Annotated in this window: 24 protein-coding genes; 13 read left to right on the top strand and 11 right to left on the bottom strand. The window is 70.4% G+C overall.

The annotated features are described in order from the left end of the window. Positions 1 to 107 precede the first annotated feature (107 nt). From EJK15_RS27185 to EJK15_RS27175, 3 genes are read left to right on the top strand one after another with little or no spacing between them, the layout of a single operon-like run. A complete protein-coding gene (locus EJK15_RS27185) occupies positions 108 to 1,196 on the top strand; it encodes an alcohol dehydrogenase catalytic domain-containing protein (RefSeq protein WP_138713310.1) in 1,089 nt (362 codons plus the stop codon). 47 nt (positions 1,197 to 1,243) lie between these two features. Next, on the top strand, positions 1,244 to 1,735 hold the full coding sequence (locus tag EJK15_RS27180) for a cupin domain-containing protein (RefSeq protein ID WP_138713309.1): 492 nt from the start codon (positions 1,244 to 1,246) through the stop codon (positions 1,733 to 1,735). Further along, entirely contained in the window at positions 1,735 to 2,388 is a 654-nt protein-coding gene (locus tag EJK15_RS27175; RefSeq protein ID WP_138713308.1) for an ArsR/SmtB family transcription factor, read from the top strand. The genes EJK15_RS27180 and EJK15_RS27175 overlap by 1 nt, the downstream gene beginning before the upstream one ends. On the opposite strand, the gene EJK15_RS27170 is transcribed toward EJK15_RS27175, so the two are convergent. After that, complete coding sequence (locus EJK15_RS27170) at positions 2,385 to 4,601, bottom strand: MMPL family transporter (protein ID WP_138713307.1); 2,217 nt, start codon at positions 4,599 to 4,601, stop codon at positions 2,385 to 2,387. The genes EJK15_RS27175 and EJK15_RS27170 overlap by 4 nt on opposite strands. A 98-nt stretch (positions 4,602 to 4,699) precedes the next feature. On the opposite strand from EJK15_RS27170, the gene EJK15_RS27165 reads away from it, so the two are divergent. Then, entirely contained in the window at positions 4,700 to 5,227 is a 528-nt protein-coding gene (locus EJK15_RS27165) for a TetR/AcrR family transcriptional regulator (protein WP_138713306.1), read from the top strand. Positions 5,228 to 5,254: 27 nt separating this feature from the next. Here the strand turns inward: EJK15_RS27165 and EJK15_RS27160 are convergent, their stop codons facing one another. The 3 genes from EJK15_RS27160 to EJK15_RS27150 all read right to left on the bottom strand — a co-directional run bounded on the left by EJK15_RS27160 (position 5,255) and on the right by EJK15_RS27150 (position 9,651). Then, positions 5,255 to 7,282, bottom strand: coding sequence for a serine/threonine-protein kinase (locus EJK15_RS27160; RefSeq protein WP_171074558.1), 2,028 nt, complete (start codon positions 7,280 to 7,282; stop codon positions 5,255 to 5,257). Between the two features lie 108 nt (positions 7,283 to 7,390). Further along, positions 7,391 to 8,818, bottom strand: coding sequence for a serine/threonine-protein kinase (locus EJK15_RS27155; protein ID WP_138713304.1), 1,428 nt, complete (start codon positions 8,816 to 8,818; stop codon positions 7,391 to 7,393). Positions 8,819 to 8,844: 26 nt separating this feature from the next. Beyond that, complete coding sequence (locus EJK15_RS27150; RefSeq protein WP_138713303.1) at positions 8,845 to 9,651, bottom strand: TIGR03619 family F420-dependent LLM class oxidoreductase; 807 nt, start codon at positions 9,649 to 9,651, stop codon at positions 8,845 to 8,847. An 89-nt stretch (positions 9,652 to 9,740) separates the two neighbouring features. On the opposite strand from EJK15_RS27150, the gene EJK15_RS27145 reads away from it, so the two are divergent. Then, the gene (locus EJK15_RS27145) at positions 9,741 to 10,988 is read left to right on the top strand and encodes an LLM class flavin-dependent oxidoreductase (protein WP_138713302.1); all 1,248 of its coding nucleotides are present in this window, start codon (positions 9,741 to 9,743) and stop codon (positions 10,986 to 10,988) included. Further along, positions 10,985 to 11,857, top strand: a complete 873-nt coding sequence (locus tag EJK15_RS27140) for a TIGR03619 family F420-dependent LLM class oxidoreductase (RefSeq protein WP_138713301.1) — start codon at positions 10,985 to 10,987, stop codon at positions 11,855 to 11,857. The genes EJK15_RS27145 and EJK15_RS27140 overlap by 4 nt, the downstream gene beginning before the upstream one ends. A gap of 83 nt (positions 11,858 to 11,940) precedes the next feature. On the opposite strand, the gene EJK15_RS76420 is transcribed toward EJK15_RS27140, so the two are convergent. Then, positions 11,941 to 12,072 carry a hypothetical protein gene (locus EJK15_RS76420; RefSeq protein ID WP_276615432.1) on the bottom strand — a complete coding sequence of 44 codons (132 nt, stop codon included), beginning with the start codon at positions 12,070 to 12,072 and terminating at the stop codon, positions 11,941 to 11,943. A gap of 66 nt (positions 12,073 to 12,138) precedes the next feature. Here EJK15_RS76420 and EJK15_RS27135 point away from each other — a divergent pair, with 66 nt between their 5' ends. From EJK15_RS27135 to EJK15_RS27115, 5 genes are all read left to right on the top strand, one after another. Further along, entirely contained in the window at positions 12,139 to 12,948 is an 810-nt protein-coding gene (locus tag EJK15_RS27135; RefSeq protein WP_138713300.1) for a HipA family kinase, read from the top strand. Next, positions 12,945 to 13,322: a DUF3037 domain-containing protein gene (locus EJK15_RS27130; protein WP_171074557.1), complete on the top strand. Its 378-nt coding sequence runs from the start codon at positions 12,945 to 12,947 to the stop codon at positions 13,320 to 13,322. Before EJK15_RS27135 ends, EJK15_RS27130 begins: the two co-directional genes overlap by 4 nt. Before the next feature lie 248 nt (positions 13,323 to 13,570). Further along, on the top strand, positions 13,571 to 13,861 hold the full coding sequence (locus tag EJK15_RS27125; protein ID WP_138713299.1) for a UBP-type zinc finger domain-containing protein: 291 nt from the start codon (positions 13,571 to 13,573) through the stop codon (positions 13,859 to 13,861). 9 nt (positions 13,862 to 13,870) lie between these two features. Then, a complete protein-coding gene (locus tag EJK15_RS27120; protein ID WP_138713298.1) occupies positions 13,871 to 14,875 on the top strand; it encodes an acyl-CoA desaturase in 1,005 nt (334 codons plus the stop codon). Between the two features lie 111 nt (positions 14,876 to 14,986). Then, on the top strand, positions 14,987 to 15,925 hold the full coding sequence (locus EJK15_RS27115) for a LysR family transcriptional regulator (RefSeq protein ID WP_138713297.1): 939 nt from the start codon (positions 14,987 to 14,989) through the stop codon (positions 15,923 to 15,925). A gap of 60 nt (positions 15,926 to 15,985) precedes the next feature. Here EJK15_RS27115 and EJK15_RS27110 read toward each other — a convergent pair whose 3' ends face one another. Continuing rightward, positions 15,986 to 16,336 (bottom strand): hypothetical protein, encoded by a 351-nt coding sequence (locus EJK15_RS27110; protein WP_138713296.1) that lies wholly within the window; start codon positions 16,334 to 16,336, stop codon positions 15,986 to 15,988. A gap of 700 nt (positions 16,337 to 17,036) precedes the next feature. Between EJK15_RS27110 and EJK15_RS27105 the strand changes: the two genes are divergently transcribed. Then, the gene (locus EJK15_RS27105) at positions 17,037 to 17,525 is read left to right on the top strand and encodes a DUF5994 family protein (protein WP_138713295.1); all 489 of its coding nucleotides are present in this window, start codon (positions 17,037 to 17,039) and stop codon (positions 17,523 to 17,525) included. Positions 17,526 to 17,646: 121 nt separating this feature from the next. Beyond that, a complete protein-coding gene (locus EJK15_RS27100) occupies positions 17,647 to 17,961 on the top strand; it encodes an STAS domain-containing protein (protein WP_240777245.1) in 315 nt (104 codons plus the stop codon). Between the two features lie 39 nt (positions 17,962 to 18,000). On the opposite strand, the gene EJK15_RS27095 is transcribed toward EJK15_RS27100, so the two are convergent. The 5 genes from EJK15_RS27095 to EJK15_RS27075 form a co-directional block, all read right to left on the bottom strand. Beyond that, positions 18,001 to 18,819 (bottom strand): NmrA family NAD(P)-binding protein, encoded by an 819-nt coding sequence (locus EJK15_RS27095; RefSeq protein ID WP_138713293.1) that lies wholly within the window; start codon positions 18,817 to 18,819, stop codon positions 18,001 to 18,003. Positions 18,820 to 18,829: 10 nt separating this feature from the next. Continuing rightward, complete coding sequence (locus EJK15_RS27090; RefSeq protein WP_138713345.1) at positions 18,830 to 19,672, bottom strand: GNAT family N-acetyltransferase; 843 nt, start codon at positions 19,670 to 19,672, stop codon at positions 18,830 to 18,832. A 72-nt stretch (positions 19,673 to 19,744) separates the two neighbouring features. After that, positions 19,745 to 21,352: an alpha/beta hydrolase gene (locus tag EJK15_RS27085; protein ID WP_240777244.1), complete on the bottom strand. Its 1,608-nt coding sequence runs from the start codon at positions 21,350 to 21,352 to the stop codon at positions 19,745 to 19,747. Between the two features lie 642 nt (positions 21,353 to 21,994). Beyond that, on the bottom strand, positions 21,995 to 22,753 hold the full coding sequence (locus EJK15_RS27080; RefSeq protein ID WP_138713292.1) for a DUF6081 family protein: 759 nt from the start codon (positions 22,751 to 22,753) through the stop codon (positions 21,995 to 21,997). 104 nt (positions 22,754 to 22,857) lie between these two features. Next, positions 22,858 to 23,433 (bottom strand): hypothetical protein, encoded by a 576-nt coding sequence (locus tag EJK15_RS27075; RefSeq protein ID WP_138713291.1) that lies wholly within the window; start codon positions 23,431 to 23,433, stop codon positions 22,858 to 22,860. Positions 23,434 to 23,627: the final 194 nt, after the last annotated feature.

The following is a 23,627-nucleotide window of genomic DNA, read 5'->3' as shown; positions in this document are numbered from 1 at the left end:
AGCGCTCGCTTGGTTTTGTGCCGAGCGTAAATTCGCCCAGGAAGGGTGTCAACGGGCTACCGAGCAACCGCTTGCTCACAATTCGGCACCGGGTTACCGTGTGGCGCATGCTGATGCGCGCCGCCGTGCTGACCGGATTCCACGCCCCCATGGAGATCCGCGAGGTCGAGATCGCCGATCCGGGTCCCGGCGAGGTCCGCGTCCGGATCAAGGCGTCGGGCGTGTGCGGCTCCGACCTCAAGGCCATCGACGGCAAGAGCCCCGTGGTGAGCAAGCCCCCGTTCATCCTCGGGCACGAAAGCGCGGGCGTGGTGGAGAGCGCCGGCGCGGGCGTCACCTCCGTCACGCCCGGCGACCACGTCATCATCGCCATGAACGGCCCCTGCGGCCGGTGCCGGCAGTGCGGCGCGGGCCGCTTCCACCTGTGCTCGGGCCCCGCCCGGCTGCCGACCATCATGGGCGGCCTGCCCAGGATCACCCTCGACGGCCAGGAGACCCGCCGCTTCATCGGCATCGGCTCGTTCGCCGAGTACGCGGTCGTCGCAGAGGCCATGTGCGTGAAGATCCCGAAGACCGCCCCGTTCGACGCGATGTGCCTGCTGGCCTGCGGCGTCGTCACCGGCGTCGGCGCGGTCATGAACGTGGCCAGGGTGCCGCCCGGCGCCGCCGTCCTCGTCGCCGGCTGCGGCGGGGTCGGGCTCAACGTCATCCAGGGCGCGGTGCTCGCGGGCGCGACCACGATCGTCGCCGCCGACGTGGCCGAGCAGAAGCTCAAGCTCGCCGAGCGCTTCGGCGCCACCCACACCCTCCTCGTGGACGACCTCCCGCGGCAGGTGGGCGAGCTGGTGAAGGGCGGCGTCGACTACGCCTTCGACGCGACGGGCGCCCCCGGCGTCCTGGCGCAGGCGTTCGCGGCGACCCAGCCCGGCGGCACCACGGTCATGGTCGGCAGCCCGCCGGCGGGCCACCCGGTCGAGCTGGACCCGGGCCTGCTGTTCGCCTCCCGCCGCCTCATGGGCACCCAGGGCGGCGACGCCGCGCCGCACCGCGACCTGCCCATGCTGGCCGGCCAGTACTTGCGGGGCCGGCTGGACCTCAACGGCCTGATCTCGGAGCGCCTCCCGCTCGACCAGATCAACGAGGCCGTGGCCCACGTACGCGAGGGCGTGGTCGCCCGCACGGTCATCACGTTCTGACGCCGGGTGCTATTCTAAGCTTCCTTAGAACATTAGAAGGAGGCGACATGTCGTACCCCCCGACCCGCTACCAGGGTGAGTCCGGCGAGCACAGCGGCGTCCTGCGCACCGCCGACACGCCGCCGGACCTGTCGATCGGCGACAGGACGCAGGTGCACTACCTCAGCACGGGCGCCTCGACGAACGGCGCGTTCGGCCTGTACCGATGGGAGATGGGCCCGACCCCGTCAGGCGCCGGCGCGCACTTCCACCGGACGATGACCGAGTCGTTCTACGTGCTGTCCGGCACCGTCCGGCTCTTCAACGGCGAAAAGTGGGCCGACGGCGGGCCCGGCGACTTCCTGTTCGTGCCGGAGGGCGGCGTGCACGGCTTCCGCAACGAGTCCGGGGTGCCCGCCTCGATGCTGATCCTGTTCACCCCGGGCGCACCCCGCGAGGCCTACTTCGAGGAGCTCGCCGACATCGTCGCCAACGGCCGGCAGCTCACCCCGGAGGAGTGGACCGAGCTGTACCTGCGCCACGACCAGTACATGGTCTGATGTCCGAGTTCCCGGAGGAGCCGATCTACCAGCAGCTGGCCCGCGTCGGCAAGGCCCTGGCCAGCCCGGTGCGGCTGCGCCTGCTGGACGTGCTCGACCAGCGCGAGCGCACGGTCGAGGAGCTGGCGGAGGCGGCGGGGGTCGCGCTCAAGAACACCTCGGCCCAGCTCCAGCAGCTGCGCGCGGCTCATCTGGTGACCAGCAGGCGGGCGGGCACCCACGTCTACTACCGGCTGGCGGACGAGCGGGTGTCGCGCTTCCTCGGCGAGCTGCAGGGGTTCGCCCACGACCGGCTCGCCGACCTGCGCGACGCCGTGCGGGCGCGGCTCGGCTCCCTGGAGGGCGTGACAGCCGACGAGCTGGCGTCCCGGCTGGCCGACCCCGGCACGGTGATCATCGACGTGCGGCCGGCCGCCGACTACGCCGCCGGCCACGTCCCGGGGGCGATCTCGGTGCCCCTGGCGGAGCTGCGCGGGCGCCTGGACGACCTGCCGAGGGGGGCGGAGATCGTGGCGTACTGCGGCGGGCCGTACTGCGTGGTCTCCCCCGAGGCCGTCCGCCTCCTGCGCGCGCACGGCCGCGACGCCCGCCCCCTCGACGGCGGCTATCTCGCCTGGCGGCGCCACCAGAAGACCACGGGGACAGACGCCTAGACACCCAGCTTGACGGGCTCGCGAGGCTGGGGAGCCGGCTCGTGCTCCTCCTCGTTGCCCTCCACGGACAGGTTCGGCAGCAGGCGGTCCAGCCAGCGCGGGCACCACCAGTTCAGCCGCCGGAGCAGGACCATGGTCGCGGGCACGAGGAACCCCCGGATGATCGTGGCGTCCACCGCGATCGCCACCGCCAGCCCCACCCCGAACGTCTTCACCATCGGGTCGGGGTACGCGATGAACGCCACGAAGACGGCCACCATGATGAGCGCGGCGGACGTGATCACCCGGCCCGTCGCGCCGAGCCCCTCCGCCACCGCCCGCGCGTTGTCCCCGTGCCGCGTGTACGCCTGCCGTACCGCCGTCAGCAGAAACACCTCGTAGTCCATCGACAACCCGAACAGCACCGCGAACAGCATCAGCGGCACGTAGCTCTCGATCGGCACCGAGAAGAAGAGGCTCTGCACGTACGACGAGCTCGCCGGCGCGTCCATGCCCACCAGCCCGCTGCCCAGCCCGACCGAGAACACCAGCGCCAGCGAGCCGAACGCGGCACCGAGCGAGACCAGGTTCATCACCGCGGCCTTGACCGCGACGACCGGCGCGCGGAAGGCGAGCAGCAGGAGCAGGGCGCTGAGCAGCACCACCACGCCGATGACGAGCGGGGTGCGCTCGGCCATGCGGTCCCCGGCGTCGGTCATCCCCGCGACCTCGCCGCCGACGTGCAGGTCGACGCCGGGCAGCGAGATGGCCCTGATGTCCCTGACGACGCCGGCGGCCCGGCTGTCGCTGGGGGCGTAGTCGGTGACGGTCTGCAGCAGGACCGACCGGCCGGAGACGTTGACCTTGGGGTCGGCCACGTGAACGACGCCGTCGATCGCCTTCACCTCGCGGACGACCTGGTCGACGATCGGATCCTTCGGTCCGCCGGCCTTCGAGGGCAGCTCGGCGATCACGATCAGAGGGCCGTTGGCGCCGGGGCCGAAGCCGGTGGCCATCAGCTCATAGGCACGCCGGGGCTCCGAGCCCTGGGTGCCGTACCCCTCGTCGAGCGGCCCGAGCTTCAGCGCGAGCGCGGGCGCGGCCAGCGCGCCCAGCACCACCACGCTGGCGAGCAGCACCCGCCACGGGCGGCGCGCCACCCACGACCCGAGGCCCGCCCAGCCGGAGCCCGACGAGCCGGCGCCGCGCAGGAAAGGCACCTGGAGCGCGTTGACGCGGTGACCGAGCAGCCCGAGCAGGGCCGGGACGAGGGTGACCGAGGTCAGCACGGCGGCGACGACGGAGATGCCGGTGACCCAGCCGAGCGTGGCCAGCAGCGGGAAGCCGGCCAGCATCAGCGCGCTCAACGCGATGATCACCGTGCCCCCGGCGAAGACGACGGCGCCGCCCGAGCTGGCCACGGTGCGCCGTACGGACTCCACGACCGGCACGCCCTCGGCCAGCAGCCTGCGGTGCCGGGACAGCAGGAACAACGCGTAGTCGATGCCGACGCCGAGCCCGATCATCGTGGCCATGATGCCGGCCTGCTTGGGCATGTCCACGACCCAGCCGAGCAGGCCGATCACGCCGAGTCCTGACGCGACGCTGATCAGCGCGGCGAAGATCGGGATCATCGCGGCCACCAGCGTCCCGAACGCGAACACCAGCACCAGCAGCGCGCAGACCACGCCGATGATCTCGCTGGGGCCGGTCTTGATCTCCTTGTCGGCGGGGGTGGAGCTGTCGGCGGGCACCACCTCCAGCCCGGCGGCCCGCGCCGGGTCCGCGGCCTTCGACAGGGCCTGCGTGGTCTCGGCCAGTTTGGCGGTGTCGTGGCCCTGCATGCGTATGGTGATGAGGCCGATCTGCAGGTTGGAGGCGATGCCGCCCCTGCGGAACGGGGTGTCGACCTGCGTGACGTGCGGCATCGTACGCAGCCGGTCGACGGACTCCTCCACGGCCCGCTTGCGCTTGTCCTCGGTGAGGGGCCCGTCGGCGGAGTACAGCAGGAGCTGCATCGTGCCGCCCTGGCCGTAGCCCGGCCCGAAGCCCTCTTTCATGAGGTCGTGCGCGCGCTGCGCGTCAGTGCCGGGGATGCTCGCGTCGTTGCTGGTCGGGCTGCTGAAGGCGAGACTCGAGCCCATCAGCCCGGCGGCCGCGACCACCCATAACAGCAGCACGATCTTCCCATGGCGGGCACACCAGCCACCCAGCCGTCCCAGCAACCGCGTCATCGCTCAGCCCCCACTCGACGGACGTCCTGTACGGTCGTACAGGACGTACGATAAGACGCCAAATAGCGCAGGCTGTTTCCAACAGGAAAAATGAGACGATGACCACAGCCGACGACACCCGCACCCGGATCCTGGCCGCCGCCAGAGAGCTGTTCGCCGAGCGCGGCTACGCGGCCACGTCCCTGGCCGATATCGCCGCCGCCGTCGGCCTGACCAAGACGGCCGTCGCCTACCACTTCCATCCGAAGGACCGCCTGGCCTCGGAGCTGCTCTCCCCGGCGGCCGGCGACATGCTCGTGCTCCTCGGCACCCGCTACGCGAGCCGGCAGGAGTTCATGGAGGCACTGGTCGAGTTCGCGGTGGGCTACCGCTCGGTGATCCGCCTGTTCATGGAGGACCTGGCCGGCGACGACGCCGTCTCCCCCGTGTCACCGGACTCGGAGGCCGCGGCGATCAGGACGTTCCGGGACGGGATCTTCGCCAAGCTCGCGGGCGAGGACCCCGACGCGGAGACCAGGGTCCGGTGCTGGGCCCTGCTCGGGGCCCTGCAGTGGGGCGTGGTGAAGACGATGGAGCTGCCGGAGGAGCAGGTCAGGGCCGTGCTGCTGGAATTGCTGGTCACCTGAAGCGGACGATCAGGCACGGCGGCGTGGCTACGGGCCGGACGGGGTTTCTGAGGGCTCGGTCGGGTCGGGGCCCGACTGGCCCTCCAGGCCGATGACGATCACGACCAGAGCTCCCGGCTGCGCGCAGGTGCCCGGCTGGACGCTCTGGCTGAGGATCATGCCCACCCGCGACTCGTCCTCCACGACCTGCCCCTGGGTCCGTACCCTGAACCCGGCCGCCACCAGCGCCGCACGCCCGTCCTCCCCCGGCCGGCCGGCGACGGACGGGACCGCGACGCCCTTGCGTGCCACTGTGAGGGCCACCGGGGTGCCGCCCGCGACCCGGCGGCCCGCCTGGGGCTGCGTGGCGAGGACCCGGCCGTCCGGCTGGTCCGAGCAGGAGCGGGTGACCGTGCCGACCGCGAGGCCCGCACCGGTCAGGGCGGTCTCGGCCGCCTTGCGCTGAAGGCCGACGACGGAAGGCACGGCCAGCCCCGCCGACACCTGCAGCGACACCGTGCTGCCCTTGGCCACGACCGTGCCTGAGGCGGGCCGGCTGCTCAGCACCTGGCCGACCTTCCGCGGTGAGTCGAGCTTGGTGACGGGCCCAGGCACCAGCCCGGCCCGCTTGATGGCCTTGAGCGCCGCGGCCCGATCCAGTCCGGTCAGGACCGGGATCGGGACCGTCACCGGCCGCACCACCGGTGGATCGGCGGCCGGCTTGCTCGTTTGCTGCGTTTCCTTGGGCTTGGCCGGGGACGACTTCTGGGTGAAGGGCTTGGACGGCACCGGCTCCGACTGCGCGGATGCCGGCGGCTCGGCTGCCTGCGACGCCTGACCGTCCTTGTCCAGCATGGGCACGATCACGGCGAGCAGCGCGACGGCGGTCGCCAGCAGGGCGACCGATACGGCGACGGCCGCCCTGGGCCAGCCTTTCCTGCCCTGACCATCGCCGCTCACCCCAGGCCCGGAGGCCGAACCGGGACCGGACGCCAAGCCGGGACCGGACGCCGGCCCGCTGGTTCTCACGTCAGCCGCCATGCCACCGCCTGCAGAACCCGGCACACCGGTGCCGTCCCAAGCGTCGGAGCCGCTCTGATCCCCATCCCCGGACCCGGATGCCTGGTCATCGCCCGCGCCTTGCCCCGGCAGCACGTACCCCCCGGGCGCCCCCGTGGCCTCCGGCTCCGCCATGGGCGGCCGGGGCCCGGGGATCAGCGACGGCGTGACCCGCAGGATGTGCGGCGGAGGCGTGCTCAGCACCTCGGCCGGCACCTCATCCGACTCCCCCAGCAGCTCGAACAGCAGCTCCCTGCTGGTCGGCCGGTTCCGCGCGTCCTTGTCCAGACATGCCTCGACCAGCGTCCGCAGCCGGCCGGCCAACATGCCGAGCTCGGGCGGCGCGGTCAGGATGCGGTGCAGCACCGGCGCCACCGAGTCCTGCCCGAACGGCGCCGACGCGTTGGCCGCGAAGCACATCGTCGCACCCCACGAGAACACGTCCGCCTTCCCCGTGACGGCCGACGCCGTGATCTGCTCGGGCGCCATGTACGCGGGCGTCCCCACGCCCCTGCCGCTCACCGTGGCCGCCGCGTCCAGCGCCCTGGCCAGGCCGAAGTCGATCACGCGCGGCCCGTCCGACCCGAGCAGCACGTTCTGCGGCTTGAAGTCCCGGTGGACGATGCCCGCGCGGTGGATCGCCACGATCGCGGTGGCGGTGCTGACGGCGAGCCGTTCCAGCGCGCCGCCGCGCCGCGGCCCGGTGAGCGCGACCTCCCGCTGCAGCGACGGCCCGTCGACGTACTCGCTCACGATGTACGGCCGGCCCTCGTCGAACCCGGCGTCGATCACCTGGGCCGTGCAGAACCTCGCCACGTGCTTGGCCAGCTCGACCTCCCGCAGGAACGCCGCCCGCTCGTCCCCCACCGGCCCATGCAGCAGCTTGACCGCGTATGTCTCCCCGCTCCTCGAACCGAGGAACACCGCGCCTTGACCGCCCTCACCCAGGCGTCCCGAAAGCTCGTAAGCTCCGAGTCGCTGCGGGTCCCCCGTTCTGAGCGGCTGTGCCGTTGGCACGGGGCTGCCTCCCCTCGCCGCCACCCGTTGTGCTTCCTACTGAAAGCAACGGGCCGCCAACAGTCAACGGTGCGCAGGACAATCGCTGCCTGACCGTGACACAGCCGGTCAAGAGGTACGGGTTACCGTGCCCGAATACGCCACCTCGTCCTTACCTTCGCGCGTCACTTTGATGACGATCTGGTTCGGGTCGGGCGACGGGAGGATCCGGAGTGTTCCCGGATAGCATGCATCTCCCTTGACCTGATCGAGCGCGAACACCAGCCCGCTCTTGGTCGGCCCGAGCCGCCCTGAACAGTGCAGGTCGGCGCCCCATCGCAGGGTGGACGAACCGCCGGAGCTCAGGCGCATCTCGACGGGGAAGATCCGCTTCGCCGAGGGGTGCTCGGCCGATCCCGTCCAGGTGCCCTCCAGGCCCGGCTGCTGGGCGCCGCGCTGCCACAACGCGAATCCAGCGACTCCCATGGTCAGCCCGACGACCGCCACGATCGCTTGCCAGGCACGTAACCGCCGTCCGGCGCGCGGCTTCCCCTTAGGCGCGGTCTCGGGCGCCGTCTCATCGGCGGTGCGTGCGGCACTGATCGCGCGCAGCTCCTTGGCCGGCGGCAGCCCGGACATCGGGTGCGGGTCTGTGGTGGCCGGCGAATCCGAATCCCGGCGCAGGTCTGTGACCGGGCCGGGCCCGGTCGTGCCGCTGGCGGCCTTCGCCCCGGTCGTGAGCACATCTTCCCCGCCCGCGTCCTGGCCGAGCAGCCACCGCAGCACCTCCCCGGCATCCGGCCGCTCACCCGGCTCAGGGGCCAGGCAGGCTTCCACGATCTCCCGCAGCTGCCCGGACAAACAACTCAGATCCGGCCGGCCGTACAAGATCCTCGCCAGAATCTCCTGGTACGTGTCCGCCACGTACGCGTGCCTGCCGGTGGCGGTGTAGGCGACGGTCAGCCCCCAGGCCCAGAGGTCGGCGGGCGGCCCCGCGGACTCGCCCTGGATGCGTTCGGGCGAGAGGTAGGCCGGGGTGCCGACGGGGATCTGGTTGGTGGTGACCGTGGCGTCCATCAGCCTCGACACCCCGAAATCGATGACCCGCGGCCCATCGAGGCTGAGCAGGACGTTCCCCGGCTTGAGGTCGCGGTGCACGACGCCCGCCCGGTGGATCGCGCCCAGGGCGGTGGCGATGCCGATGGCCAGCCGATCGAGCGACCCGCCGAGGCGCGGCCCCTTGGCGATCACGTGCTCTCCCAGGGAGGGCCCTTCGACGTACTCGCTGACCAGGTACGGCCGGTCACCGTCGAGGTCGGCGTCGAGCAACTGGGCGGTGCAGAAGGCGGCCACCCGCCGCACGGCATCGGCCTCGCCGAGGAACCGGCGCCGCACGTCGGGATCGCCGGAGAGGCTCGCGTGCAGCAGCTTGATCGCGACCTGTGCCCCGCCGGGCGAGTGGCCGAGGAAGACGACGCCCTGGCCGCCCTGACCGAGCCTGCGCGAGAGCCGGTACGTCCCCAGGCGCTGGGGGTCATCGGCACGGAGCTCGGACATGAACCGTCATTATTACAGCCTGCGTGTCACAGAGCCGCGTACGCGTCGAGGAGGGGCAGCACCACGTCGGCCGAGCCGCTGGGCAGGGTGGCCACCACCTCCTCGATGCCGAGTCCGGCGAAGTAGTCGAGCTTCTCCCTGCTCGGCCGGGTGCCGAACGGGATGATCCGGGCCATGGGCCGCCCGGCCTTCTCGCACGCCTCGCGCAACGCCGGCAGCGCCGCCTTGATGCCGGCGCCGCCGATCGGCATCCAGCCCTCGGCGTACTCGGCGACGTGGGCGAACAGCTTCGGCCCCGCGGCGCCACCCACGTAGACGGGCGGGCCGTGCAGCGGCTTCGGCCAGGACCAGGACGGCTCGAAGCCGTCGAAGGAGGCCACCTCGTCGCGCCAGAGCGCCTGCATCGCCAGCACGTTGCGCCTGGCCACCTCGCGGCGGCGGGTGTACGGGACGCCATGGTTCTCGATCTCCTCGACGTTCCAGCCGAAGCCGACGCCGACCACGACGCGCCCGCCAGACAGGTGGTCGAGCGTGGCAATGGCCTTGGCGGTGACGATGGGCTCGCGCTGGGCGGCGAGCAGGATGCCGGTGCCCACGCGCAGCCGCCGGGTCGCGGCGGCGGCGAAGGAGAGGGCGACGAGGGGGTCGAGCGTGCGCTTGTACTCGTCGGGCAGTTCCTCCTGGCCGGCGGCGGGAGGCGTGCGGCGCGAGACCGGGATGTGGGTGTGTTCGGGCACGTAGAGGGAGTCGAAGCCGCGTTCCTCCGCCGCCCTGGCCAGCTCCTCGACGGGCATGGCCAGATCCGTGGCGAACATCGTGACGCCCAGTCTCATGTGCCCCTCCTCATAGTTAACCAAGCGATTGCTCGGCTAAGATTGCCAGAGTACCTTGCAGAGGAACCGTCCGCGGAAAGAGGTCCCCGGTGAAGTTTTCTATTTTCCTGAATCCGCAGATTCCAGGCTCTGGATACGCGGCCGAGGAGAACGCCAAGGCCAAGCGTCCCATCGGGCGGGACACGGAGTCGTACCAGCGGCTGCTGGCCGAGGTGCGGGAGATAGCCGTACACGCCGACCAGCTCGGGTTCGACGCGCTGATGATGACCGAGCACCACTTCCACTCCGAGGGCATGGAGTTCTCGGTCAACCCGCTGATGTTCCTCACCGACCTCGCCGCCCGCACCGAGCGGATCCTGCTCGCGCCGCTCGGCCTGGTGCTGCCCGCCTGGGACCCGATCAGGGCGGCGGAGGACGTCGCGCTGCTCGACCAGTTCTGCAAGGGCCGCCTGCGGCTCGGCGTCGCGCGCGGCTACCAGAACCGCTGGATGAACGTGCTCGGCCAGCGCTGGCACGCGGCCGCCGCCCGCTCGGACGGCTCGGCGTCCGACACGCGCAACTTCGACGTCTTCGGCGAGGTGCTGAAGATCATGAAGATGGCGTGGACGCAGGAGACCCTGCGCTACAAGTCCGACGTGCTGGACTACCAGGTGCCCTATCCGTACGACGGGATCGAGGGCTGGCCCGCCCAGGAGTGGACGCGGACCTTCGGCGCGCCCGCGGAGCTGGACGAGGAGGGCAAGGTCGTGGCCGTGTCGGTCTGCCCGCGGCCGTACCAGAACCCGCACCCCGAGCTGTGGCAGCCCTTCACGATCTCCGACCGGTCGGTCATCAGGGCCGCGCAGGAGGACATCCTGCCGTGGATGTTCACCCCGAATCCCGATGACCACGCCGCCAAGGCCAAGCTCTACCAGGAGGAGTCGGCCAAGCAGGGCCGCCAGTACAAACTGGGCGAGCACACCGGCATCCTCAAGATCGTCGGCATCGCGGACACCACCGAGCAGGCGATCAACACCTTCGGCCGCAGCATCCCCAAGGACTTCGCGGCCTTCTTCGGCCCCTTCGGGTATCTGGAGGTGCTGCGGAAGAAGGAGGACGAGAAGCACAAGCCCATCTCGCCGGAGAAGGGCGACGCCAAGCGGATGAACGACGTCGAGATGGCGCTGTTCGGCACGCCCGACGACGTCAAGCGCGGCATCCAGCGGATGCTCGACCGGATGCCGGACCTGGAGTGGTTCGGGCTCTACATGCAGGGGCAGCAGGGCGTGCTGCCGCTCGACACGGTCAAGCGCAACCTGGAGCTGTTCGCCACCAAGGTCGCGCCGGAGTTCCGATGAAGATGTGGCTGGGGGCCTCGTTCGTCGACGCCGACCAGTTCACGGAGCTGGCGCGGGCGGCCGAGCGGTGCGGGTTCGACACGCTGACGCTGTCCGACCACCTGTTCTACGCCGACTTCGCCAGCCCGTACCCGTACTCGAAGTCGGGACGGCCGCGCTGGGACGCCAAGACGCACTGGCCCGACGTGTGGGTGACGATCGGGGCGATGGCCGCGGTCACCACGACGCTGCGCTTCTCCCCCAACGTCTACATCGCGCCCGCCCGCGACCTGCTCACCGTCGCCAAGCAGGTGTCCACGGCGGCGGTGCTGTCACGGGACCGGGTGACGTTCGGTGTGGGCGTGGGCTGGTGCAAGGAGGAGTTCGTCGCCACAGGGCAGGACTTCCACACGCGCGGGCGGCGGCTGGACGCCATGCTCCCGGTGCTGCGCTCGCTCTGGGCGGGCGAGACGGTCACCCTGGACGACGTCCCGCCGCTGTCGATCTCGCCGACCCCGGCCGGGCGCATTCCGGTGTACGTGGGCGGCGACAGCGAGGCGGCCCTGCGGCGGGCGGCCCGGCTGGGCGACGGCTGGCTCGGCAACCGCATCTACACCGAAGAGCAGCTCGACCCCGTGCTCGACACGCTGCGGCGGCACCTCGACGAGAGCGGCAGGACCGGGCAGCCCTTCGACATCATCGCGCCGCTGGCCGCGCTGCCGGACGCCGGCACGTACCGCCACTTCGCCGCCAAGGGCGTGACCGGCACGCTGGCCGCCCCGTGGTGGCTGGCCACTCCCGAGGAGAAGGCCCGGTACGGCGAGGGCACGCTGGAGCTCAAGATCGCCACCATGGAGCGCTTCGCCGAGGAGGTCATCACCAAGCTCTGACCCGGCCAGCCCCCCATGGCCGGGTCAGTCGACCGGGGGCCCGGCCGGGCCCGTCCCCAGGCAACCACCCCGGCCGGGCCACCTCACGCAGCGCCCATCACGCGCGGCACCGCCGCCGCTCGCTCACCCGCCGCGCCACCGCGTGCGGGCCACGCGGTCTCGGCGTGTTGACCGCGCACCGCGTGCAGCAGCAGCGCCGTCGTTCGCCCGTTCAAGCAGCCCCTGGCCGGCTGAGCAGCCCTCGTGATCAGGGTGCGGCGGGTGGGCGATAGCCTCGTGTCGTGCTGGATAGGATCGCAGCCACCCGTTACGTGACCCCGCTGCGGGAGGGCGGGTCGCTGCCCGGCGTCGTCGAGGCCGACGACCTGGGCACCTACGTGGTGAAGTTCCGCGAGGCGGGCCAGGGCCGCCGCGTGCTGGTCGCCGAGATCGTCGCCGGCGAGCTGGGCCGCAGGCTCGGGCTCAGGACGCCCGAGCTCAAGCTCATCGACCTGGACCCGCAGCTCGGCGCGCGCGAGCCGGACGAGGAGGTGCAGGACCTGCTCAAGGCCAGCACCGGGCTCAACCTGGCGGTGGACTTCCTGCCGGGCGCGCTGGGGTTCGAGCCGCTGGCCTGGATCGCCGACCCGGTGTTCGCGTCCAGGGTGGTGTGGTTCGACGGTCTCATCCACAACATCGACCGGAGCTGGCGCAACCCCAACCTGCTGATCTGGCACCGCGACACCTGGCTGATCGACCACGGCGCGGCGCTCTGGTTCCACCACAACTGGCCCACCGCCGATCCGCAGCGGCCGTTCGACGCGGGCGACCACGTGCTCGCGCAGTACGCCGGTGACGTGGCGGCCGCGGGCGCCCACCTGGCCGGGAAGATCACCCGCGAGCTGCTGGAGGACGTGACGGCGCAGGTGCCCGACGAGTGGCTGGACGGCGAGCCGGGGTTCGGCTCGGCGCAGGCCGTGCGGGAGGCGTACGTCGATCACCTGTTGCGGCGGGCGCACGGGCCGCGCGAGTGGCTGGTGCGCGGCGAGCAGCGGGCCCAGCGGTCCGGGCCGGGGTCGGTCGGCGAGTTCTGGCGGGGAGGCGGCCGGTGACCAAGGACGTTTACGAATACGCGGTCATCCGGGTGATCCCCAAGGTGGAGCGGGGCGAGCAGATCAACGCGGGCGTGCTGCTCTACTGCCAGCCGCGCGGCTACCTGTGCGCGCGGGTCGAGCTCGACCCGGCCCGGCTGCGCGCGCTCGACCCGGGGGCGGACGTGGACGCGGTACGCCGGGCGCTCAGCGCGTACGAGCTGGCCTGCGGCGACGCCCCCGGACCGCTGGGGGCGGAGCCGCTCGGCGGGAGGTTCCGCTGGCTGACGGCGCCCCGCAGCACGATCGTCCAGACCGGCCCCGTGCACGCTGGTCTCACCGCGGACCCCGGCACGGAGCTGGCCAGGCTGTTCGACAAGCTCGTACGCCTCTAGGGCACCTTTGGTGCCGTGATTCGCAGCATGGTGTCCGGGCGCGGTAGCGGCCGCACCGTGGATGGAGAGGATCGCCGGCAGCGGGCCCGCGACCTCGGCCGGGCGGGCGATCGCTGTTGGTGATGAGGCTTGCTTGGATTGGGCGTTTCCGCCGGCTCGCGGATCACATTGACTGAGAACCGACCAGCTGGCGCATCTCGCGTCACTGTCGCCGTGAGGGGGTCGCGATGACCCTGGATGCAGAAGGAATGAACACGACCGCTCGCGCCGGCCTCAATGGTCAGGCGCCACGCTGCGATCACCTCGACCTGCTGCCGGCCGTGGAACGCCGGTTACCCCAATGCAGGAAATGTCTAGCCCTCGGCTGGACCTGGAAACGCCTGCTGGCCTGCCTGACTTGCGGCTGGGTGGCCTGCTCCGACGATTCGCCGGGCGGCCACGCCAAGTCCCACTACCAGGAAACCGACCACCCGGTCGTCACCTCGCTGGAACCAGGATCGACCTGGCGATGGTGCTACGTACACGAGCGGTCGGTGTGAGAGAGACAAATGAGCATTTCAGAACAGCCGGTGAAAGATCGGCAGGACTACGACGGCGCATCACCGTTCCCCGAGGCAAAGGAGCACGCAGCGGCCGGCAGAGCTCAGGTGGGGCTGACGGCGACCATTGTCGTGCTGCCGTTCATCGCGCTCGGCGTCGCGATCTTCCTGGCGTGGGGGCAGGGAGTCGCGCTCACTGATCTGCTGCTGGCCGCGGCCTTCTATGTGGTGACCGGGCTGGGAGTGACGGTCGGCTTCCATCGGCTGTTCACCCATGCCTCTTTCACCGCCCGGCCATGGCTGCGGGTGGTCCTGGCGGTCGCCGGGTCGATGGGCTTCCAGGGCAACCTCATCGACTGGGTCGCCGTCCACCGCCGCCATCACGCCTTCACCGACCGGCCCGGCGATCCCCATTCCCCCTACCGGTACGGCACCAGCCTGCGCGGGCAGCTTCGGGGGCTTGCCCACGCCCACCTGGGCTGGATGTTCGCCGACGACCAGACTCCCGCCGAACGCTACGCCCCCGACCTGCTGGCCGATCCGGCAATGGTCAGGGTGGCGCGCGCCTTCCCCGCGCTGTGCGCGGTGTCGCTGACGCTGCCGTTCCTGGCCGGCTGGGCGATCACCGGCACCCTGTACGGCGGGCTGACCGCCTTCCTGTGGGCAGGGTTGATCCGGATCGCGCTGCTGCAGCACGTCACCTGGAGCGTCAACTCCCTGTGCCACGTCATCGGCAGCAGACCTTTCAAGACCCGCCGCCACGACCGCTCGTCCAACGTGTGGCCGCTGGCCCTGCTGTCATTCGGCGAGAGCTGGCACAACGGCCACCACAGCGAACCCAGCTGCGCCCGCCACGGCCTCGAGCGTGGCCAGATCGACCCGTCCGCCGGTGTGATCCGCCTGTTCGAGCTGCTGGGCTGGGCGAGCGACGTGCACTGGCCCGACCGTGACCGCCTCCGGCGCCGCCGCGTCGGCAACCCCCGGCAACAAGCCCGCGCCCCGGCCGGTGGCTGACCTCTTCGGCGAAGGCCGGCTCAGAGTGGCCTCGGCCGTACCGGGCCGGCAGCCCCACGAGGATCTAGAGTAGGAGAGAGACGCCGCCCAGCGTGGGAAGGGGTGGCAGGCATGGAGTTACGCCAGCTGCGCTATTTCGTGACCCTGGCCGAGGAGCTGCATTTCGGCCGGGCCGCAGCCCGCGAGCACATCGTGCAATCCGCGCTGAGCCAGCAGATCCAGCGACTCGAACGCGAGCTGGGAGTGCAGCTGCTCGATCGCAGCACTCACCATGTCGATCTGACCCCGGCGGGTGTCGCCTTCCTCACCGAGGCCCGCCAGATCCTCGACCACGTGGGGCGGGCCACGCAAGCCGCCCGCAACGCCGCCACACCGTCGCCCCCGCTTCGGGCCGGCATCATCGACGCCGGCTACGACTCCATGCCGCAGATTCTCCGCGACGTCCAGCAGCGCCATCCCGATCTCACGATCCACCAGGTCGAAGCGGGCGCCCCGGAGCAGCTCCGGCAACTGGCCGACGGGCGGCTGGACATCGGGATCGGCGGGGCTTCCCAGCCCCCTCCCGGCGTGAGCTCGGAGCTGATCCGGCTCGATCCTCTCGGCGTGCTGCTCCCCGACCACCATCGCCTCGCCGGCCTGGAAAGCGTCCCTGTGTCCAGGCTCGCCGAAGAACCGCTGCTGTTCGGGGAGGAAGCCCAGACACCGGAGCTCAACGAGTTCGTCGTCGAGTTGTGCCGCTCGGCCGGATTCACGCCCATCCCCTATGAAGGGACCGTGGAGAGCACACGCGCCGCCGCCGATCTCGTGCTCCAGCGCCGTTGTGTCTTCTGCGTCCCCTCCTCCTCCCGATCCTCCAACCGGCCGGGCACCACCTGGCGTCCGCTGACCGAACCCGCCGCCCACTTCCCGTGGTCGCTCCTATGGCACGAGATCGGCCCCTCCGCTCACGTCGCCACCGTCATCGACAGCGCCCGGCGACTCTCCCGGCGGCTCGGCTGGCTGGAACCCACGCAACCAGCGGAGGGAGATCCGGCGGTCGGCCGACCTTGACGACCAACCCCGGCACTGACTTCGACGCGCCTCCCTCCCCTGCCAAGCGGCGTTCTGGTGTCACGTCTCGTCACCGAGGTCGCCGCGCGCAGCGGCGTCGAGGAGGTGCGCTCCGGCATCGTGCAGGGTGATGCCGTAGCTGCCCGACGCATCACCGGGAGGCATCCACTCGTTCGCCGCGGCGATCGCCTTGAAGCGGGTCTCACGGGTCGGACCGTCGCCGACGAGGTGGCCGCACAGGTGGCCGGCGCTGTCGTACACAGCCCAGCGCCCCGCACTCACCTGCGGCATCGCGTCCGGGTTGTCCTTGAGCCACTGCGCGTTGGCCGCGTGCTCGGCCCGCTCGTCGGTCTCACTCCGCTGGGCGGGCGCCTTGGCTGCATGGTCATCGGTTTTGCGAGCACTACTCATTTTGCGTCTCGCTCTCAGATAGTGGCCGGCACGCCGAAGAAGGCGCGGAGCCTCAGTGACATCCTATCGAGACGGGCCCGCCACCCGAGCCTTTGCCCGCAAAATGCGGGGTACCCGCCACGGTGGATTGCTTGCTTCAGAGCCATGACGCAATTTTCGGCACGCGCGCCTCGGAGAAAGAAAAACGCAGAGCCTGAGCCCCGAGATTCCTGGTCATTCCGGTTCCTCCTCCGCCGGCACGATCATCGGCTCCCCGCACCATCACCCCTTCACGATCGGCCCGCGTCTGCGCGGCCAATACGCCACGGTGGGACACCTCATCCCCCCGGCGTCGGCCCACCACGTGCTACCCGCCACACCGCCCACACGGAGCACCTACGCAACGCACCCCCTTAAACTCCCTATTGGGCCGCCGGGGCGGGCTGTCGAAAAGCCCCGCTCGGGCCTTATTTTTTTCCGGCAATCGCCCCCTCATCCGGCCTCTGGAATTCGCAATTTCCAGAGCCTGCGGATAGACTAAAAACACCGAGGACTTTTCGTGCGTTGGCACCCACGTCGACGTCGCCCCCGGCGTAGGTTTCGCGGCCTTCAGGCCGGGCAAGCCAGGTGCGCGATGGCGCGGACACGTTTTTCTCATTTCAATCCGCTGAGCGCCGTCGCGTCCGCGGTTCCCGCCGTCGATTCGGCCCTTCGGCTCTCCATGAGTCCCGTGCTGGACGAGCGCGCCACCGTGGACGGGGCCTGGTGGCCCTACTCCAACGATGCCACCGCGGAACTGCCCGGCCTGATCGCCGCCGTCGATCAGCGGCTCAGCCGGACCACGCTGCGGGTCGGCGTGTATCGGGACACGTGGAACCACATCCCGCACCGCATCCCGGCACGCGGGCGCCAGGTGCAGGTGGGCTGTTTCCGCCACGCCGATCGCCATGTGATCGTCTTGATCCTTGCGGGCGCCGAGCCGATCGTCTTGCTGGTGATCCCGCCGAGCACGGCGAGGGCCCGCGCCGAGGCCGCGCTCACACTCACCGACCAGGTCACAACCGGCTTCGCTCCAAGCGGCATCATCGCGCGCCTTCCCGTCATACCGGGTGCCGGCGCGGCAGAGGAGGACGGCTCACTCGTCTGGGAGAACGAGGGCGGGCACTCCGCCGCCGCTCACCCCATCGACCAACCAACCGTGCCGGCGTGACCACGCGCTGCCTGCCAGTGATTCCGATCAGTGCCGACACCGCCATCCGGCGGCTGACCAAGCGCGACCGGCAGGCACCTCGTTCCCGCTCTTCTCCGATCGGAGACATGCTATGACAGTCATGTACACATCGCCTCTAGGCGTGGCGGGGCCGTCGGCTCCCACCATCGTCCGCCTTTCGGGCGAGATCGACGTCTTCACCACCCAGGCGTTGCGCCAGCAACTGCTGAACACGCTGCGCTACAGCACCAGTCTGCTCATCCTGGACCTGTCCGAGGTGTCGTTCTGCGACGCCTCGGGACTGACCGTCCTGGTCGGCATCCAGGACCGCGCTCGAGCCCAGGGCATCACCCTCGCCTTGACCGCGCCGCGCCCTTGCATGTCCCGGTTGCTGCACATCACCGGCCTGGACCGCTGCCTGCCGATGGTGACGTGAGCCGATACGCAGCCGGGCTCCGACAGAGGCCTGCGTTGCCTAGGCGAACGCCTCCACGTTGGCCGCCGCCCACTCCTCGAAGGTGCGCGGAGGCCGCCCGGTGACCTGTTCGACGGTGGGCAGCACCGTCGACTCGTCCAACTCGCCACGCGCGAAGAAGCCGAAGAACGCGTTCGCGTACACCTCCGGCATCCCCGCCAGCATCTCGGCCATGGACTCCTCGTCGGTCAGCCCCTCGAACCGCAGCTCCCTGCCCAGCGCCGCGCCCAGGATCCGCACCCGATCAGCGGGCCGCAGCGCCTCCGGTCCCGTCAGCCCGTAGACCTGCCCGGCGTGCCCCTTCTCCGTGAGGGACGCGGCCGCCACGGCGGCGATGTCGAGGGGATCGACGGTCGCGACGGCGACGTCAGGGAAGGAATCCCTCACGACATTTCCGGATTTCAGCTGGCCGGCCCAGCGGAACGTGTTCGACATGAACGTACGCGGCCGCAGCATCGTCCACGGCACCCCCGACTCCCGTACCAGCGCCTCGGACTCCACGTGGTACTTCGAGATGGGATTGCCGAGATCGGTGGCCTCCGCGGCGCTGGCCGACAGCAGCGTCATGTGCTCAACCCCGGCCCGCGCGATCGCGGCCAGCGTCTCGGCCATCCGGTCGTAGCCGCTCAGCAGGAACACCCCGCGCACGCCGGTCAACGCACCTGCCACCGATTCGGGATCGTTCAGGTCGCCGAAGGCCAGCTCGGCGGGGAGATCGACCTGGCGCCGCACCAGGGCCCGGACCTCCGCCCCCGCTCCTGCCAGCGTGCGCACCAGCGCCCTGCCCGCGTTGCCCGTGGCACCCGTAACAAGGATCATGCAGCGAATGCTAGAACAGAACGGACATAAAGGTATCGACCTCGGCGAAGCCGACCTTGCGGTACACGGCCCGCGCCGAGCGGTTGTAGTCGTTGACGTACAGCGTCACCAAGGGTGCGAAGCAGTCCATCGCGGCCTCCACGACGGCGGCCATCCCGGCCGCGGCGTGCCCTCTGCCGCGCAACTCCGGGTCCACCCAGACGCCCTGGATCTGGCAGGCCTGCGGCGTGACCGCCCCCACCTCGGCCTTGAACACGACCTTGCCGTTCTCGATGCGCGCGTAGGAGCGGCCGATCCTGATCAGCTCGGCGACCCTGGTGCGGTAGAGCGCGCCGCCGTCGCCGAGGTTGGGCGAGACGCCGACTTCCTCGGTGAACATGGCCACGCACGCCGGCAGCAGGATGTCGAACTCGTCCGGCCGCACCCGGCGTACGAGAGGATCGGCGGGCACCAGCGGCTTGCGCGAGGTGACCATGACCGGCTGCGCCCACCGGATCGCCCGGGCCCGGCCCCAGTACGGCTCCAGCCGCTCCCACAGCAGGGAGACCGCGTCGACGGGGCCCACGATGGACGAGCAGCGCCGCCCCTGTTTCCGGGCGCGGTCGGCGAACGCATGCACCGCCTCCGGGCCGGCGCTGACCGGCACCATGTTGGCTCCGGCGTAGCAGAGTGACACGAGGCCACCGCGCGGCCCGAATCCCCACATCTGCCCGCCGAGTCGCGCCGGATTGAGTCCGACGGCACGCACTCTGGAGGAGACGAAGACGTTGGCGACCGGATCGGTGTCCAGCAGGGCGAGAACCTCGTCCCGGTCGCTGTCGTCAAGCACGCGCGACGCCGATGTACGCAGCATCACATGGTCAGACTACGCGAAGGGTTACCAGTTAGCTCATCCCGCAATGCCCACGGTAATCCTTTCTTGACGTCATCGTGCTCCGATGTGCTCCAGCACCCCGGGCGGCCCCGGGAGATCGTGCTGCCGCTGCGCGGTGCCCGCCGTCATGTGAGCGGCCGGACGGGGCTGAGGCAGCGCGGCACAGGCCACGTCCCGCGGCGGCAGGGACCCGTCCCTCAAGTACGCCGACAGTTGCCGGTCCACGCACTGGTTGCCCGCCAGCGACACCCCGTGGTTGCCGCCCCTGTCGAGCACTATGCGGGCGTGGGGGAAGCGCCTGCGCATCTCCAGAGCCCCCTCGTACGGCGTCGCGGCGTCGTAGCGGGACTGGATCATGAGGATCGGCGGCAGCTTCGGCGACTCCTGCACCTGGACCGGCTCGCCGCCCGGGACCGGCCAGAAGGCGCAGGGGGCGTTGTACCAGGCGTTCGGCCAGGTCAGGAACGGCGCCTGGCGATGCGTCTTGGTCATGTCGGCACGCCACCTCTCCCACTGGCGCGGCCACCTGGCGTCGCTGCACTGGACGCCGAGGTAGACGGCGTAGCCGTTCTCGTCGGCGGCGTCGTTCTTGCCGTGCTTGTCATAGATGTCGATCAGCCCTTGAACATCGCCCCGCCGTACATATGACGACCAAGCCTGGGCGAACTTGGGCCACACCCGGTCGCTGTAGCCGGCGATGGTGAAGGTGTCGTCGAGCTCGCTCGGCCCCACGACGCCACCGGCCGGGCGGGTCCGCAGCCGGTCGCGCATCGCGTAGTAGGCGAACGACGCCTGCCTGAGGGTGGCGCCCAGCTTGTACACGGAGTGGTGGCCGGCCGTCCAGGTGAGGAACTGCTGGTGCCGGCGCTCGAAGGCGAGGTCCTGCGCCAGATTCGACTTGTACCAGACGCCGGACGGGTCCACGGTGCTGTCCATGACCAGCCGCTTGACGCGGTGCGGGAAGAGCGTGGCGTAGACGGCTCCCAGGTAGGTGCCGTACGAGTAGCCCAGGTAGCTGATCTTCTCCTCGCCGAGAGCGGCGCGGATCCGGTCCATGTCCCTGGCCGAGTTCTCGGTCGTGAGGTGCGGCAGCAGCCAGGCCCAGAAGTTGCCGCAGCGGGCGGCGTACTCGGAGGCGCGGCCGAGCAGCGCCCGCTCATCGGTCAGCCCGCGCGGCACCGCGTCCGGCCGCGGCGGCTTGTAGTACACCTCAGGGTCCACGCAGTGCAGCGCCGGCTCGCTGCCGCCGACGCCACGAGGATCGAACCCCACGATGTCGTACCGCTCGCTCACGTTGGCGGGCAGGGCTGAGGACACGTACTCGGTCAGCTTCCGCCCGGACGCCCCCGGCCCGCCCGGGTTGATCAGCAGCGTGCCGAGGTGGTTGGCGTCACGGGACACTTTGGCCTTGATCCTGTTGAGCGCCAGCTTGATCGACTGACCCCAGGGCTCGCGGTAGTCGAGCGGCACGCGTACGGTGGCGCACTCGACGCTCGCATTCACCGCCTTCCCCGGCACCTGGGGACAGGCTCCCCAAACCACCCTCTCCACCGCAGCCGGCGCTCCCCTGGCGCCCATGGCCACCGCCGCCCCATCCGCACTCGCGACCCCGGCAACGAGCACCGCAATCCCGGCGACAACCCCCACTACCCGCTTCACCCGGCCCCCTTCACATGTTCAAAGGCCTTGAGATGCTCCCGTGAGTGACCGGGGCATGACGCTGGGTATGAGGAAATGCTTGCCATTCTGTAATCGGATCATGGCACCACGTAGCCACCACGGCGATCGCACAAGGCCGTGCACCTTGATCCGGTACGTAGCATTCCGCCTCGGCCGTTCAGCGCGCGTCCCGAAGGCTGGATCCCCCGGGACGCGCGCGAAGGGGACTACCGCCAGAACAACGGACGCGCAGGCTACCGCAGCGGCGGACGCCCCCTGGATCGGACCGGCCTTCCCCGCGAACGGGGCGCAGGTCGACACGGTGACCCCACAACTGCGCGCAGATGCCTACAAACACAGGTCTATCGCCGGGATGGGCGGTGGAACGCGAATACAAGATCTGTGAGCTGACCAGCACAGGCGGTGTGGGATTCCTACCAGCCCCCGCCCGGGATGCACTTCACCCTGACGAAGGCGGTCGATGGCGGCTGGAAACTCATCGACAAGTCGTCCACGGTCTACGTGTTCGACGGTCAGGGTCGGCTGCTCAAACTGACCGACAGCCGCGGGCGCGGCCAGGAAACGACTAGCCCGAGCCCGAGCGCGGCTCCGGTGATCATCGCAGTGCGGCCGCGTAGCGGCTCACGCGTCGACCCCGCGTACACGGAACCGGCGCCACCGCGCGTTCATCCCCTGCCCATCGAGCGAGCGACTGCGACCGTCCCGGATCGGCAGCATCGTCCAGATCCCGAACCCGATGCGAACGCGTTCGGGGATGAGGGTGCCGTGGGTCTCGTACACCGTGCGGCCGTCGACGCGCCAGGCCGCGGTCGATCGGCTCCGGTCGAGCGTGATCTCGCACGCGCGAAGCCGGGTGAAGTCGTCGTCGAAGTCCACGTACGGCGACTCGACTACGTGGTAGAAGGGCTCGGCTGCTCCCCACGCGCCCAGTTGCTCGTGCAATGCGAGCACGCGGGTGGAGGTGCCGCAGACGGCGAACACGCGCTTGCTCACCTCGAAGTCGAAAGCGTGGAAGGCGGCCATTCCCCGACGGAAGTCCCCTGGTTCCCCGCCGATGTTCTTAACCGCGAGGTCGACGGCGAACGTCGCGGGCCGATCCGGCGGCAGCTCGAACTGGCGCGTCGAGAAGATGAGGTACTTGGCGCTGTCGGCGGGCTGGAACGTGTTGTGCGACAGCGAGAAGCGCGGGATCGTCACTCGCACCTCGCCCTCGCCGACGGACAGCTCCGCGTTGGGGTCCAGCGGGATGTGGTCGCCGCCCGTCGGGAGCGGCAGGCCCGCCGGGCTCCAGCGCGCAGCGTTGAGGTCTGGCTCCCTGAGCTCGTCGTAGGTGATGAAGCCGTCGTGGGGGGCGGCTGCCGCCTGCGTCTCAGGCGTCACGGCTTCCGCCCCCTGAGCAGAATCGGGCGCCATACGTCGCCATAATGCGTCTCCTTTCGTTTTAGGCTCTCAAGGGAAAACGCCGGCGGCACGCAGATGTGACGTCACATCGCACGGTGATGTGCCCGGGCGCACCCCAACGTTTCACCGGCGGCGGCATGTGCCTTCGACAGCGCCGAGTGGCTCATTGCTCGCAACAACTTGCTCGGAGACCGGGATGTCCAGCTCTGCGCAGCGTACGCATGGTCCAGAGCCGTGGCCGCTTTCTGTTGATAGACGGCCATAGCGCCCAGCCAACAGTGCTGGTAGCTGATCAAGGTGGGGTCGCCCAACTCGAGTGCCGTACGTTGTCCGTTCACCACCGGCAGCGGCGTCGCGGGCCCATACTTGTCGTCGGCTCGGCGTGCGTGCAGCGTGAGCTTTTCGAAGGTGCGCGCCGTCGCCTCGTCCACCCGCCAGGTGCTGCGCAGCACCCCTGCCAGGCGTTCCTCCTCGTCCGGGCTGAGGACCCGCAGAAAGTCCAACGCCGGGGCCCCGCCCAGCACCAGAGCCAGTTCGAAGAGCAGTTCCCGTCGCTTCACGTCGGTCTCCTCGGCACGGATGGCACGCAGCAGGTGCACACACGCCGAGGCGTCCGGGAGCGTCTTGTCAGTGGGCGTGACTGCTGCGCTCTCATCCATGGTGACACGGCCTGCGGTCTTCGGGGGTGAAGGCCGGTTAGCGCCCAGATCACGGAAGTCCGCACCGCTGACCCGAAAATTCGACCTTCACGTGGGCAGGCGGCAGCGAACCCCGAGCGGCAATGAGCGATGATGCTTCGCGGTGAGTTGTGTCAGGTCGGCTCGGGCTCGATGAGGACGGCCTTGCCGTTGCG

This window comes from Nonomuraea basaltis (assembly GCF_005893125.1).
GTDB classification, from domain to species: domain Bacteria; phylum Actinomycetota; class Actinomycetes; order Streptosporangiales; family Streptosporangiaceae; genus Nonomuraea; species Nonomuraea basaltis.
The sequence above is the reverse complement of the archived record's forward strand: the minus strand, read 5'-3'. Positions and strand labels throughout refer to the sequence as shown.